The sequence below is a fragment of the Streptomyces sp. 8N706 genome, assembly GCF_052245415.1.
In the GTDB taxonomy this organism is placed as follows: Bacteria; Actinomycetota; Actinomycetes; order Streptomycetales; family Streptomycetaceae; genus Streptomyces.
The window spans coordinates 1-13728 of record NZ_JBQQBW010000149.1; the positions used below are offsets into that span (position 1 = coordinate 1).

Here is a 13728-nt window from a genome sequence, read left to right on the forward strand (position 1 = left end):
GCGCCCGCCTCCGCGCCCGCTACGGCCGCGCCTGGCGCCGCAGGGCCCCGGTGGAGTCCCTGATGCCGCTGCGGCTCGCCCGCTACGGGGTGCCGCTGTCGGAGACCGGCGCCGCGGGCCTGGCGGCGGCCGGGATCGAACCGGCGGTCCTGTCACCGGGCGCCCGGAACCCGGGCACCTCCGACCCGGGCGCCGCGAACCCGGGTACCCCGGCGGTCGGCGCCGCTCCGGACACCGCCGCAGACCAGGACCGGCGCGCGGCGCGGGCACTGCCGACGCTCGCGGACTCCGGCGCGGCCGACGTCGTGGAGAGCTCCGGCCGGGGCCGCGCTGCACTCGACGCGAGCAAGGCGGCCGACACCTCCCTGCTGCCCGACGGGTGGCACCTGACGGAGGAGGAGTTGACGAAGGAGCAGTCGGCGGAGGGGCCCGGATCCGGGCTCCCGGACGAGCGGGTCCCGCAGGAAGCGGCGAGCGGCGCGGCGCAACGGCAGGAGACGGCGGGGCGGGCACCGTCCGGCGAGGAGATGCCGCAGGTCACCGTGCCGGTCGCCCCGGGCCGCGTCCGTGCCCTCCGCAACGCACAGCTGAGCGGTTACGCGGCGGGGACCGGCAGCTACGTACCGCCGCAGCGCGAGGCCGGGCCCTCCGCGGAGCGCGAGCTCTTCGTCGAGCCCTTCCCCGGCACCGACGGCGACACGGAGAGCCCGGTGTCGGGTCTCCCCGACGACGTCCCGCGCGACGAGGCGTACTTCGCGGCCTACCGCCAGTACGTCGCCGAGAGCGGGGTATGGCCCGACTCCCGTCAGTTCGGCCGCTATCTGCTGGACCACTACGGCGTCCGGGGCCGCAGCGGAGGCCCGCTCAGCGAGAGCTATCTGCGCGGCTACACCCGGGACTTCCGGGACCGCCTGCGGATGGAGATGCAGACCGAGCAGACACCCTGAGCCGTCCCGGCCCGTCCCGCCCGCCGGGCCGTCACGCTCCGGCGCCCCCTCGCCGGGCCGTCACGCTCCGGTGCGTCGTCACGCCGCGGAGGACCACCGCCGACCCACTCCACGACAGGGCCGTGCCAGGCAGGGCCTCGGTCCCAACCCCGCGATGGCGACCGAGAACCACGCTTCCGGGAACCACCGGGCCCGAGAAGCCCCGGCCCCGGGAAACGCGGAAGGCCGCCACCCAAGCTCCCGGGTGACGGCCCTCCGCGCAGAATCCGCGCGGCTACGCGCCCAGCAGCTTCCGCACCCGGTCCGCCCCCACCGCGAGCAGCAGCGTGGGCAGCCGCGGCCCGGTGTCGCGCCCGACGAGTAGCTGGTAGAGCAGCGCGAAGAAGGTCCGCTGCGCCACCTTCAGCTCCGGCGTCGGCTTGGCGTCCGGCGCCAGCCCGGCCTGGACCTTCGGCACTCCGTAGACCAGCGAGGTCAGCCCCTCCAACGACCAGTGCTCGTCCAGCCCGTCGAGCAGCAGCCGCAGCGACTCGCGCTCGGTGTCGCCGAGTGAGGCCAGCAGCTCGGTGTCCGGCTCCTCCCGGACGCGGGTGCGCTGCTCGGCCGGCACCTGGGTGGTGATCCACCGCTCGGCCTTGTCCAGCCGCGGCCGGGTCTCGTCCAGCGATGTGACCGGATTGTCCGGGTCGAGATCGCTCAGGATGCGCAGGGTCTGCTCGTCGTGCCCGGTGGTGATGTCGACGACCGAGGCGAGCGTCCGGTACGGCAGCGGGCGCGGCGTCCTCGCCAGCTCACCGGAGGCCGTGCGCGTGGCACGGCTGTACGCGGCCGCGTCGGCGGGCTGGGCGCTGCCGTCCTCGATCTTGCGCTTCAGGGCGTCCCACTCGTCGTACAGGCGCTGGATCTCCTGATCGAAGGCGATCTTGAAGGACTGGTTCGGCTTCCGGCGGGCGTACAGCCAGCGCAGCAGCGGGGCCTCCATGATCTCCAACGCGTCGGCCGGGGTCGGTACACCCCCCTTGGAGCTGGACATCTTCGCCATGCCGCTGATGCCGACGAAGGCGTACATCGGGCCGATGGGCGGCTCCGTCCCGAAGACCTCCCGGATGATCTGCCCGCCGACCACGAAGGACGAGCCCGGTGAGGTGTGGTCGACGCCGGACGGCTCGAACACCACGCCCTCGTACGCCCAGCGCATCGGCCAGTCGACCTTCCAGACCAGCTTTCCGCGATTGTGCTCGGAGAGCCGTACGGTCTCGGAGTGCCCGCACTGGCAGGTGTAGGACAGCGCGGTGGTCTCGTCGTCGTACGCGGTCACCGTGGTCAGATCGCGGTCGCAGACGGAGCAGTACGGCTTGTAGGGGAAGTAGCCCGCCGCCGCCTTGCCGTCGTCCTCGGTCGCCGCGCCGGAGCCCTCGGCCGCCGCCTCCGCGGCGGCGGCGTCCTCCGCGTCGACCTTGCCGCCCTTGCCCTTCTGCTGCTGGGGCTTCTTGGCCGCGGCGGCCTTGTCCTTGTCCTTCGTCCGGTAGCGGTCGAGGATCGCGTCGATCCGCTCCCGCTCGCGCATGGCGAAGAGGATCTGGTCGCGGTAGGTCCCGGCGGTGTACTGCTCGGTCTGGCTGATGGCCCGGAACTCGATGCCCATCTCCTCGAGCGCCCTGAGCATCGGCGCCTTGAAGTGCTCGGCCCAGTTGGCGTACGAGCTGCCGGGCGGGGCGGGGACGCTGGTCAGCGGCTTGCCGATGTGCTCGGACCAGGAGGGGTCGATCCCGGCGGGCACCTTGCGGAACCGGTCGTAGTCGTCCCAGGACAGGATGTGCACACATTCGTGTCCGCGCCGCCGGATCTCGTCGGCGACGAGGTGCGGGGTCATGACCTCGCGGAGGTTGCCGAGGTGGATCGGCCCCGACGGGCTGAGGCCCGAGGCGCAGACGATCGGTTTGCCGGGGGCTCGGCGCTCCGCCTCGGCGATGACCTCGTCCGCGAAACGGGAGACCCAGTCGGCCTCGGTGCTCTGAGCCACGTTCGGCACTTCCTTCTTCCTCTGCTCGAAAGCCTGTTCTCTGAAGCCTGGCGTTCCCCATTGTCCCAGACCGCGCGAGCCCGTTTATTGCCTGGCGGGGGAACGCCGGCAGCGTGGGATACTGGCCGGAATCCCCTTCCCTTCAACGGAACGGTACGCAACCCATGGCCTCGGTCCCTTCCCTCGCCGCCACGGTCCACCAGCGCGTCGCGGACGCCCTCTCGGCTGCTCTGCCGGAGGCCGGCGCCGCCGACCCGCTGCTGCGACGCAGCGACCGGGCGGACTTCCAGGCCAACGGGGTGCTGGGCCTCGCGAAGAAGCTGAAGAGCAACCCGCGGGAGCTGGCGGCCCAGGTCGTCGAGGGGCTCCCGGCCGACGGCGTGCTCGCGGGCGTCGAGGTGTCGGGCCCCGGCTTCCTCAACATCGGCATCACCGACGCGGCGATCACCTCCACCCTGGCCGCACGGGCCGCCGACGACCGGCTGGGCGTCCCGTACGCCGAGCACCCGGGCACGACGGTGATCGACTACTCCCAGCCGAACGTGGCCAAGGAGATGCACGTCGGCCATCTGCGCTCCACCGTGATCGGCGACGCGATCGTGCAGATCCTGGAGCACCGGGGCGAGACGGTGATCCGGCGCCACCACATCGGCGACTGGGGCACCCAGTTCGGCATGCTCATCCAGTACCTGATCGAGCACCCGCACGAGCTGGACCACGCGTCGGACTCCGCGAACGGCGACGGCGAGGGGGAGGCGGCCATGTCCAGGCTGAACCGCCTCTACAAGGACTCGCGCGCCGTCTTCGACTCGGACGAGGAGTTCAAGAACCGCGCCCGCCGCCGGGTCGTCGACCTCCAGGCCGGTGACGAGGAGACCCTCGCCCTCTGGCACAAGATCGTCGACGAGTCGAAGATCTACTTCCAGGGTGTGTACGAGAAGCTGGACGTCGAGATCCGCGACGAGGACATCATCGGCGAGAGCGCGTACAACGACATGCTCGTCGAGACCTGCCGGCTCCTGGAGGAGTCGGGCGTCGCGGTGCGTTCCCAGGGTGCGCTGTGTGTCTTCTTCGACGACATCAAGGGCCAGGACGGCACGCCCGTACCGCTCATCGTCCAGAAGGCGGACGGCGGCTTCGGGTACGCGGCGACCGACCTCGCCGCCATCCGCGACCGCACGGGCGGGCTGAAGGCCGACACGCTTCTCTACGTGGTGGATGCCCGCCAGGCGCTGCACTTCAAGATGGTGTTCGAGACGGCACGCCGTGCCGGCTGGCTGACCGACGAGGTCACCGCCGCGCACCTCCAGTTCGGCACGGTGCTCGGCAAGGACGGCAAACCGTTCAAGACCCGTGAGGGCGAGACGGTCCGGCTGGTCGATCTGCTGGACGAGGCGACCGATCGTGCCTCGGTGGTCGTCGCGGAGAAGGCCCCGGAGCTGAACCCTTCGGAGATCGCCGAGCGGGCCGGCCAGGTCGGCATCGGCGCGGTGAAGTACGCGGACCTCTCGAACTCGATGTCCCGCGACTACGTCTTCGACCTGGACCGGATGGTCTCGCTGAACGGCGACACCAGCGTGTACCTCCAGTACGCCTACGCCCGTATCCGGTCGATCCTGCGCAAGGCCGGTGACACGGCCCGCCCTCAGGCCCACCCGGAGCTGCCGCTGGCCCCGGCCGAGCGGGCGCTGGGCCTCCACCTGGACGAGTTCGCTGAATCGCTCGCGGGCGTGGCCGAGACGTACGAGCCGCACAAGCTGGCCGCGTACCTCTACCAGCTGGCCTCGCACTACACGACCTTCTACGACCAGTGCCCGGTCCTGAAGGCCGAGACGCCCGAGATGGTCGAGAACCGGCTGTTCCTCTGTGACCTCACGGCCCGCACTCTCCGCCGGGGCATGTCGCTTCTGGGCATCCGGACGCCCGAGCGCCTCTGAGCACCCGCCCGGACCACCGGCGCGCCCCGCTCCCGTTACGACAGGGGAGCGGGGCGCTCTCCTGTGTGCTGCTTCTTGTGCCACGTGCCCGTTCCGCTTCACCGGAACGGCACCGGACTCTTCAGAAGTCGGCGGTATGGAGGGGGAGGTCGAAGGGCGGCGGGAGCTGCACCGGCGTCCCGAACGGGTACGGCCCCTCAGCTCGGGTGTAGCCGAGCTTTCCGGGTTCGGAGAAAAGCGTGCACGTTCTCCCCTGCCGGTCCACCAGGAGATACAGCGGGGCGCCGTACTCCGCGTACCGACGTCGCTTGACCGTGCGGTCGGTCTCGGCGTTGGAGTCGGAGGTGACCTCCACGATCAGCAACGTCTGGTCGGGGAGCAGCGCGCCCTCGGTCTTCGCGAGCTCGGCCGGCACCACCGCCAGGTCCGGGACGTACCAGTTGGGCGACCCGGGCAGATCCAGGTTTCCGGACCCGGCGCGCAGCCCCAGCTCGCGCAGACGGGGGCCGATCTGCTCACGGACCAGATCCGCCGCGTTCTCATGTGCCCAGGTCGGCGACACCGGCTCGATCACTCCTTCAATGATCTGGGCTCGGTCGCCCTTGATGTGCTGCACGGCGTACTTCAGGGCGGATTCCGGATCGACGTCCGCGTAATCGTGCGGCAGAGCGCTCATCGGGCGTTCTCCTCCAGCGGTACGTGACGACGGCACAGCAGGTGGCGCCTGCCTCTGCATCGTAGGACCCGCGGCTCGCGGCCGGGGGAGCGATGCGCGGCGTTTCACCCCCCGTGGTGATCGCCCCGTCGCGGGGCTCATCACAGCGCGCCCTCCCCCCACTCGAACCACAGCAGCTTGCCGCTGAGCCCGCCGGCCGACGGAGACGTCCGGCCAGGGCGAGCCGGCCTGTCGTGCCCGCCTTCGTCCGCCCCGCCGGGGGACCTGGCTCATTCGCACACGGCACAACGTCCCGGACCACAACCTTCCAGGCCTTCCACACGTCCCACCTTGTAAACCGCATTCGATTTCCAGGGGGGAACATCATGCGACGGTGGGGAACAGCACTGGCCGCGGTCACGCTCGCGGCAGCCGGGCTGGCGGTGACGGCGGTCCCGGCCACCGCTGCCACGGCAGCACAGAACACGGCACCTCGGGCCGCGGCCGCCTGCGCGACGGCTTGGGGAAGCGGCGACAAGACCGCGGCGACCACTGCGTACACGCCGCTGGCGGACATCAGGACCGGCCGGCACGACTGCTACGACCGCATGGTCATCGACCTCCGCGGCACCAGCGGGGCCAAGGCGGGCTACCAGGTGAGGTACGTCGACCAGCTGCACCAGGACGGTTCCGGCGACGTCATCCCGGTCGGCGGCGGCGCGAAACTCGAGATACGCGTGGCCGCGCCGAGCTACGACCCCGAGACGGGCGCGGCAACGTATCCCGGTCGGGCGGGGCAGCCGCTGCCCGGGGTGGACATCAGCGGCTACCGGACCTTCAAGGACACCCGGTTCGTCGGCAGCTTCGAGGGTGACACCCAGATCGGCCTGGGCGTCCGCGCCAGGCTGCCGTTCCGGGTGCTCCAGCTGCCCGACCGCCTGGTGATCGACGTGGCCCACTCGTGGAGCACGGCACGCTGAAACCGGACAGGCGACGGCGGCGCCCCGTACGGCCTGGTACGGAGCGCCGCCCGAGCGCCGTCGCTGTTCTCTCGGGGCGTGCTCCCGCCGCGTCGGGAACCATTCCGCCGGGCAACCGTCCGCTGACGTCCCGCCGCAGGCGGGAGCAGAAGACCGCGGCTGCCCGCAGCAGCGCGCTACTCCCCGCGCCGCAGCCGCTGCGCGACCTCCGTCGCCCAGTAGGTGAGGATCATCCCCGCGCCCGCGCGCTTGATGCCGGTGAGCGTCTCCATGATGGCCCGGTCCCGCTCCACCCAGCCCTTTTCCGCGGCGGCTTCGATCATCGCGTACTCGCCCGAGATCTGGTACGCCGCGACCGGCACATGCACCGCGTCGGCGACCTGTCGCAGGATGTCCAGGTAGGGCAGGGCCGGCTTGACCATGACCATGTCGGCGCCCTCCTCGAGGTCGAGCGCCAGCTCCCGCAGCGCCTCACGGGCGTTGGCCGGGTCCTGCTGGTACGTCTTGCGGTCGCCCTTCAGCGACGACGCGACGGCCTCACGGAAAGGCCCGTAGAAGGCCGAGGAGTACTTCGCGGTGTAGGCGAGGATCGAGACGTCCTGGTGACCGATGCCGTCCAGCGCCTCGCGGACCACCCGCACCTGGCCGTCCATCATCCCGCTGGGACCGACGGCATGGACGCCCGCGTCCGCCTGCACCCGCGCCATCTCGGCGTAGCGCTCCAGCGTCGCGTCGTTGTCGACCCGGCCGTCGTCGTCCAGCACCCCGCAGTGCCCGTGGTCGGTGTACTCGTCCAGGCACAGGTCGGACATGATGACCAACTCGTCGCCGACCTCGGCCCGTACGTCCCGGATGGCGAGCTGGAGGATCCCGTTCGGGTCCGTGCCCTGGCTGCCGGCCGCGTCCTTCGTCTCCGGGATGCCGAAGAGCATGATGCCGCCGACACCGGCCCGGACCGCCTCCGCGGCGGCCTTCCGCAGGGTGTTGCGGGTGTGCTGGACCACGCCCGGCATGGAGGAGATCGGCACGGGCGCGCCGATGCCCTCCCGTACGAAGGCGGGGAGGATCAACTCGGCCGGGTGCAGCCGGTTCTCGGCGACCAGCCGCCGCATGGCGGGGGTCGTACGGAGCCTCCGGGGGCGGGCCCCGGGGAAGGCTCCGTATGAGGCCGGGAAGCCTCCGGAAGAGGTCACGTGCGCCTCCTGCGCGATCCCGGCCGGCGCTCGCTCGGCCTGGTGACAGGTTCGCCCGCTTCGACAGCGGCCGCCCGGCGCTGGGCGCCGAAGTCGGCGAGTGCCTCGGCCAGCTTGTGCACCGACGGCTCGGGCGACAGGACGTCCACGCGCAGACCGTGCTCCTCCGCCGTCTTCGCGGTGGCCGGGCCGATACAGGCGATGACGGTGACGTTGTGCGGCTTGCCCGCGATCCCGACGAGGTTCCGCACCGTGGAGGAGGAGGTGAACAGGACCGCGTCGAAGCCACCGCCCTTGATCGCCTCACGGGTCTCGGCCGGCGGCGGAGAGGCCCGCACGGTCCGGTAGGCGGTCACGTCGTCCACCTCCCAGCCCAGCTCGATCAGCCCGGCCACCAGCGTCTCGGTGGCGATGTCGGCGCGCGGCAGGAAGACGCGGTCGATCGGGTCGAAGACCGAGTCGTACGGCGGCCAGTCCTCCAGGAGGCCCGCCGCCGACTGTTCGCCGCTGGGCACCAGATCCGGCTTGACGCCGAAGTCGACCAGCGCCTTGGCGGTCTGCTCGCCCACCGCCGCGACCTTGATCCCGGCGAAGGCCCGGGCGTCGAGCCCGTACTCCTCGAACTTCTCCCGGACGGCCTTGACGGCGTTGACCGAGGTGAAGGCGATCCACTCGTAGCGGCCGGTGACCAGGCCCTTGACGGCGCGCTCCATCTGCTGCGGGGTGCGGGGCGGTTCGACGGCGATGGTCGGCACCTCATGGGGCACGGCGCCGTACGACCGCAGCTGGTCCGACAGCGAGGCCGCCTGCTCCTTCGTCCGCGGCACGAGCACCTTCCAGCCGAACAGCGGCTTGGACTCGAACCACGACAGCTGGTCGCGCCGCTCCGCCGCGCTGTGCTCGCCGACGACGGCTATGACGGGCTGGGCGCCGTCCGGCGACGGCAGCACCTTCGCGGCCTTCAGCACCTGGGCGACCGTGCCGAGCGTGGCGGTCCAGGTGCGCTGGCGCGTGGTCGTGCCGGCGACGGTGACGGTCAACGGCGTGTCGGGCTTGCGCCCGGCGGCGACCAGCTCGCCCGCGGCCGCCGCAACCGACTCCAGCGTGGTGGAGACGACGACGGTGGCGTCACTGGCGCCCACCTCGGTCCAGGACCGCTCCGAGGCCGTACGGGCGTCCAGGAAGCGGACGTCGGTGCCCTCGGCGTTGCGCAGCGGCACACCGGCGTACGCGGGCACCCCCACGGCGGTGGCCACGCCGGGCACCACCTCGAACGGGATGCCCTCGGCGGCGCAGGCCAGCATCTCCCCGGCGGCGTTGGCGTCCAGCCCGGGGTCGCCCGCGACCGCTCGTACGACCCGCTTGCCGCCCCGCGCAGCCCCCATGACAAGATTGGTGGCATCTCGCAAGGCGGACTCCGACGCCTGGCTTGACGCCTCGTCATGCTCCGGCTGCGGGACGTCCACACCTGCCCTCGCGTGCGTACGCACCACGTCGAGCACCTGCGGATCGGCGACCAGCGTGTCCGCGTGGGCCAGCGCCTCCACGGCGCGCAGCGTCAGCAGTCCCGGGTCTCCGGGTCCGGCACCGAGGAAGGTGACGTGACCGAGCGCAGCATGCGGTGCTCGTTGGATCTTTGCGGCGGTGGGGCTCAATGTGCTCGCTCCCCCATAAGACCGGCCGCACCCTTCGCGAGCATCTCGGCGGCGAGTTCGCGGCCGAGAGCCAGGGCGTCGTCATGAGACGCGGGTACGGGACCGGTGGTGGACAGCTGCACCAGCGTCGTGCCGTCGGTGGTGCCGACGACGCCGCGCAGGCGCAGTTCGGTGACAACCTGCCCGTCGGCCAGAAGGTCGGCCAGCGCGCCCACAGGTGCGCTGCAGCCGGCCTCCAGGGCGGCGAGCAGGGAACGCTCGGCGGTCACGGCGGCCCGGGAGTACGGGTCGTCGAGCTCGGCGAGACGGGCTGCGAGGGCTGTGCCATGCACGGCGTGCATCGCGAGGCACTCGACCGCCAGAGCCCCCTGACCGGGGGCGGGCAGAACGGTGTCGACGGGCAGCAGCTCGGCGGCCTCGTCGATACGGCCGATTCGGGTGAGGCCCGCGGCGGCGAGGACGACTCCGTCCAGCTCGCCGGAGCGCACGTATCCGATGCGGGTGTCGACGTTGCCGCGTATCGGGACGGTCTCGACATCGCTGCCGAGGGTGCGGGCCCAGGCGTTGAGCTGCGCCATACGGCGGGGCGAGCCGGTGCCGATCCGTACGGGACGCTCCCGGGACGCCTCGGCGAGCTGCTCGAACGTGAGGCCGTCACGGGCGATCAGGGCGTCGCGCGGATCCTCACGCGGCGGTACGGCGGCCACGACCAGGCCCTCGGGCTGGGTGGTCGGCAGGTCCTTGAGGGAGTGCACGGCGAAGTCGACCTCACCGCGCAGCAGGGCGTCACGCAGCGCCGTGACGAAGACGCCGGTGCCGCCGATCTGCGCGAGGTGCTCGCGCGAGGTGTCGCCGTACGTGGAGATCTCGACCAGTTCCACCGGGCGGCCGGTGACCCGGCGTACGGCGTCCGCGACCTGGCCGGACTGGGCCATGGCCAGCTTGCTGCGCCTGGTCCCCAGCCGGAGCGGCCCGCGGCCGGTGCCACCGGTCGCCGAGGCCAGGTCCCGGCCGGAGGCGGCGGGAGTCGTGTTGCTCATGCCCGCTCCTGTCCGGGGTCGCCGCCGTCGGCCCGGCTCAGGGCGACGACCGCCTGCGGGTCGAGATCGAAGAGTTCACGCAGCGCGTCCGCGTATCCGGCGCCGCCGGGCTCCCCCGCGAGCTCCTTGACCCGCACGGTGGGCGCGTGCAGGAGCTTGTCGACGACCCGGCGCACGGTCTGGGTGATCTCGGCGCGCTGTTTGTCGTCCAGGTCCGGAAGGCGGCCGTCGAGGCGGGCGATCTCGCTCGCGACGACATCGGCGGCCATGGTGCGCAGGGCGACGACGGTGGGGGTGATGTGCGCGGCCCGCTGGGCGGCGCCGAACGCGGCGACCTCCTCGGAGACGATGCCCCGGACGCGGTCGACGTCGGCGGCCATGGGCTCGTCCGCGGAGGCCTCGGCGAGGGTCTCTATGTCGACGAGGCGGACGCCGTCGACACGGTGCGCGGCCGGGTCGATGTCGCGCGGCATCGCGAGGTCGAGCAGGAACGTCTCCTCCGTACGGCCCGCCACCGCGCTCGCGATGGCCGCACCGGTCAGCACGAGCCCGGTCGCGCCCGTACAGGAGATCGTCAGATGCGCGTGAGCCAGCTCCGCCGGGACGTCGTCCATCGGCACCGCGCGGGCGATGAGGCCGGTGCCGGTCTGGTCGGCGAGAGCGGCGGTCAGCCGCTCGGCTCGATCGACTGTGCGATTGGCGACCACCAGTTCCACGACTCCCGCGCGGGCGAGCGTGGTCGCGGCCAGCGAGGACATGGACCCGGCGCCGATGACCAGCGCGCGCTTCCCCGCCGCCCATGCCTCGAGGGGGCGGCCCGCGGCGAGCTGTTCCAGGCCGAACGTGACGAGCGACTGGCCGGCCCGGTCGATACCGGTCTCGCTGTGCGCGCGCTTGCCGACCCGCAGCGCCTGCTGGAAGAGGTCGTTGAGCAGCCGGCCCGCGCTGTGGAGCTCCTGGGCGAGCGCGAGAGCATCCTTGATCTGGCCGAGGATCTGGCCCTCGCCGACGACCATCGAGTCCAGACCGCAGGCCACCGAGAACAGGTGGTGGACGGCCCGGTCCTCGTAGTGCACGTAGAGGTACGGGGTGAGCTCCTCGAGGCCGACGCCGCTGTGCACGGAGAGCAGCGTGGACAGCTCCGCGACACCGGCGTGGAACTTGTCCACGTCGGCGTACAGCTCGATGCGGTTGCAGGTGGCGAGCACCGCGGCCTCGGCGGCCGGCTCCGCGGCGAGGGCGTCCTGGAGGAGCTTGCTCTGCGTCTCGGCGGCGAGTGCGGCCCGCTCCAGCACGCTCACGGGAGCACTGCGGTGGCTGAGCCCGACGACCAGAAGACTCATGCCGGCATCACGGCGGGCACGTCCCCGTCGGGTCCCTTTCTGCCACCGTCGGCGCTCGCACGGAGGGGCGGCGGCGGTACGGCGGCCTCGTGCGCTCCGTCCTCACCGGCCTTCCGCTGCTCGTGGAAGGCGAGGATCTGGAGTTCGATCGACAGGTCGACCTTGCGGACATCCACGCCGTCGGGCACGGAGAGCACGGTGGGCGCGAAGTTGAGGATCGACGTCACACCGGCGGCGACGAGCCGGTCGCAGACCTGCTGGGCCGCCCCGGCCGGAGTCGCGATCACACCGATGGAGACGCCGTTGTCACTGATGATTGCTTCGAGCTCGTCGGTGTGCCGCACGGGCAGCCCGGCGATCGGCTTACCGGCCATCGACGGGTCGGCGTCGATCAGCGCGGCGACCCGGAAGCCACGGGAGGCGAAACCGCCGTAGCCGGCGAGCGCGGCGCCGAGGTTACCGATACCGACGATCACGACCGGCCAGTCCTGGGTCAGACCGAGTTCCCGGGAGATCTGATAGACGAGGTACTCGACGTCGTAACCGACGCCGCGGGTGCCGTACGAGCCCAGGTAGGAGAAGTCCTTGCGGAGCTTGGCGGAGTTGACCCCGGCGGCAGCCGCGAGCTCCTCCGACGAGACCGTGGGTACCGAGCGCTCGGACAGCGCGGTCAGGGCGCGCAGATACAGCGGAAGCCTGGCGACGGTGGCCTCGGGAATCCCTCGGCTACGGGTCGCCGGTCGGTGAGTTCGGCCAGTTGCCACGGTGCTCCTGCGGGTAGAGCGGGGCTGTAGGCGGCCACTCGTCGCAGGGCCACCCCGTCGACAGCAGGCTATGTCTTTGTGAACGCGTGCACAAAGATGGTGTCCGTTTTGTCCGGGCAAAGTGACCGGGGTCACGCGTATCGATCGCATGATCGCGGAACCCCCCACAAGCCGGACTCTCCCCCGGCCACCACCGGAGGGAACCCCCTTCCGGCCACCGCCGGAAGAAGCTCCCGCCCCCGTCGCAGCCAGGAGGAATACCGAACCCGTCCGCCACCGGAAGGAGTTCCCGGCCACGCACCGGGACACTCGCCCACTCTCCTCGAGCCGTGAGACTCCCGTCCGCGAACGGGCACCTCGTTCATGATGCTCATCCAACCGGAACCCGGGCCTCGGCGCACTCGCGCGGACCGAAGAATCTTGCGTGGGCCCGCGGGGGCCGCACCACCTCGCGCGGGCTGCACAATGCAGTCATGAGCCCGCTGCTGCGCCGTACGCCGCGCCAGAACCCCGCCGACAGCACCGTCACGCTCATCGGCAAGCCCGGCTGCCATCTCTGCGACGACGCCCGCGAGGTGATCGTCACGGTCTGTGAGGAGCTGGGCGCGTCGTGGGAGGAGAGGGACATCACCCAGGACGCGGAGCTGCACCGCAAGTACTGGGAGCAGATCCCGGTCGTCCTGGTCGACGGCGCGCAGCACGACTTCTGGCGCGTCGACCCGAAACGCCTGCGCACAGCGCTGGGCGGCTAGGGCGTGTTTCGAAAGTCCCTCCCCCAGACTCCGTCCGGGTGGGGGTGCCCCCGGCCGAAGGCTGGGGGAGTGCCCCCAGGTCCGCGACGTCTGGCACGCACTCCCCCAGCTGCCGCTGGGTGGGGGTCCCCCCGGCCGAAGGCTGGGGGAGTGCCCCCACGCTGCGTTGTCGGGCTCGTCCTGGTACTCCCCTGGCCTTCGGCATGGGGGACCCCAGTACGAGGACGACCTCCCCCAGCCTCCGGCCGGGGGTACCCCCACCGCCTTGCGATCGCACGCACCTGGGGGCACCGCCCAGCGGTAGCTGAGGGAGCCGCGGACCCCGCCCTTCGGGCGGACGGCGCTACTTGCGAAACACGCCCTAGGTGTATTGACCTGGAGCGTTGTTCACTCGGCTGATGGGCGGCCGGACTGCGAGTGTGGTGCGGCAGAAGCAGCG

At 71.7% G+C, this 13728-nt stretch carries 10 protein-coding genes and 1 pseudogene; 4 read left to right on the forward strand and 7 right to left on the reverse strand.

Annotated features, from left to right (window positions below):
- Positions 1-947 (forward strand): annotated as a pseudogene (locus ACTWQE_RS31325) (DUF2637 domain-containing protein); the annotation flags it as partial.
- A gap of 274 nt (positions 948-1221) precedes the next feature.
- On the opposite strand, the gene lysS reads toward ACTWQE_RS31325, so the two are convergent.
- Positions 1222-2970, reverse strand: coding sequence for a lysine--tRNA ligase (lysS, locus tag ACTWQE_RS31330; protein ID WP_443332469.1), 1749 nt, complete (start codon positions 2968-2970; stop codon positions 1222-1224).
- A 164-nt stretch (positions 2971-3134) separates the two neighbouring features.
- On the opposite strand from lysS, the gene argS reads away from it, so the two are divergent.
- Entirely contained in the window at positions 3135-4907 is a 1773-nt protein-coding gene (argS, locus tag ACTWQE_RS31335) for an arginine--tRNA ligase (protein WP_443332470.1), read from the forward strand.
- 121 nt (positions 4908-5028) lie between these two features.
- Here the strand turns inward: argS and ACTWQE_RS31340 are convergent, their stop codons facing one another.
- Complete coding sequence (locus ACTWQE_RS31340; RefSeq protein ID WP_443332471.1) at positions 5029-5583, reverse strand: Uma2 family endonuclease; 555 nt, start codon at positions 5581-5583, stop codon at positions 5029-5031.
- Positions 5584-5948: 365 nt separating this feature from the next.
- Here ACTWQE_RS31340 and ACTWQE_RS31345 point away from each other — a divergent pair, with 365 nt between their 5' ends.
- Positions 5949-6542 (forward strand): AMIN-like domain-containing (lipo)protein, encoded by a 594-nt coding sequence (locus ACTWQE_RS31345; protein WP_443332472.1) that lies wholly within the window; start codon positions 5949-5951, stop codon positions 6540-6542.
- 176 nt (positions 6543-6718) lie between these two features.
- Here the strand turns inward: ACTWQE_RS31345 and hemB are convergent, their stop codons facing one another.
- The 5 genes from hemB to ACTWQE_RS31370 are packed head-to-tail and all read right to left on the reverse strand — an operon-like array spanning position 6719 to position 12537.
- On the reverse strand, positions 6719-7735 hold the full coding sequence (hemB, locus tag ACTWQE_RS31350; RefSeq protein WP_443332473.1) for a porphobilinogen synthase: 1017 nt from the start codon (positions 7733-7735) through the stop codon (positions 6719-6721).
- Positions 7732-9390 carry a uroporphyrinogen-III synthase gene (locus ACTWQE_RS31355; RefSeq protein WP_443332474.1) on the reverse strand — a complete coding sequence of 553 codons (1659 nt, stop codon included), beginning with the start codon at positions 9388-9390 and terminating at the stop codon, positions 7732-7734. The genes hemB and ACTWQE_RS31355 overlap by 4 nt, the downstream gene beginning before the upstream one ends.
- Positions 9387-10430, reverse strand: a complete 1044-nt coding sequence (hemC, locus tag ACTWQE_RS31360; protein WP_443332475.1) for a hydroxymethylbilane synthase — start codon at positions 10428-10430, stop codon at positions 9387-9389. The genes ACTWQE_RS31355 and hemC overlap by 4 nt, the downstream gene beginning before the upstream one ends.
- Positions 10427-11773, reverse strand: a complete 1347-nt coding sequence (locus ACTWQE_RS31365; RefSeq protein ID WP_443332476.1) for a glutamyl-tRNA reductase — start codon at positions 11771-11773, stop codon at positions 10427-10429. Before ACTWQE_RS31365 ends, hemC begins: the two co-directional genes overlap by 4 nt.
- Positions 11770-12537, reverse strand: a complete 768-nt coding sequence (locus ACTWQE_RS31370) for a redox-sensing transcriptional repressor Rex (RefSeq protein WP_443332477.1) — start codon at positions 12535-12537, stop codon at positions 11770-11772. Before ACTWQE_RS31370 ends, ACTWQE_RS31365 begins: the two co-directional genes overlap by 4 nt.
- Positions 12538-13010: 473 nt before the next feature.
- Here ACTWQE_RS31370 and ACTWQE_RS31375 point away from each other — a divergent pair, with 473 nt between their 5' ends.
- Positions 13011-13289, forward strand: coding sequence for a glutaredoxin family protein (locus ACTWQE_RS31375; RefSeq protein WP_443332478.1), 279 nt, complete (start codon positions 13011-13013; stop codon positions 13287-13289).
- Positions 13290-13728: the final 439 nt, after the last annotated feature.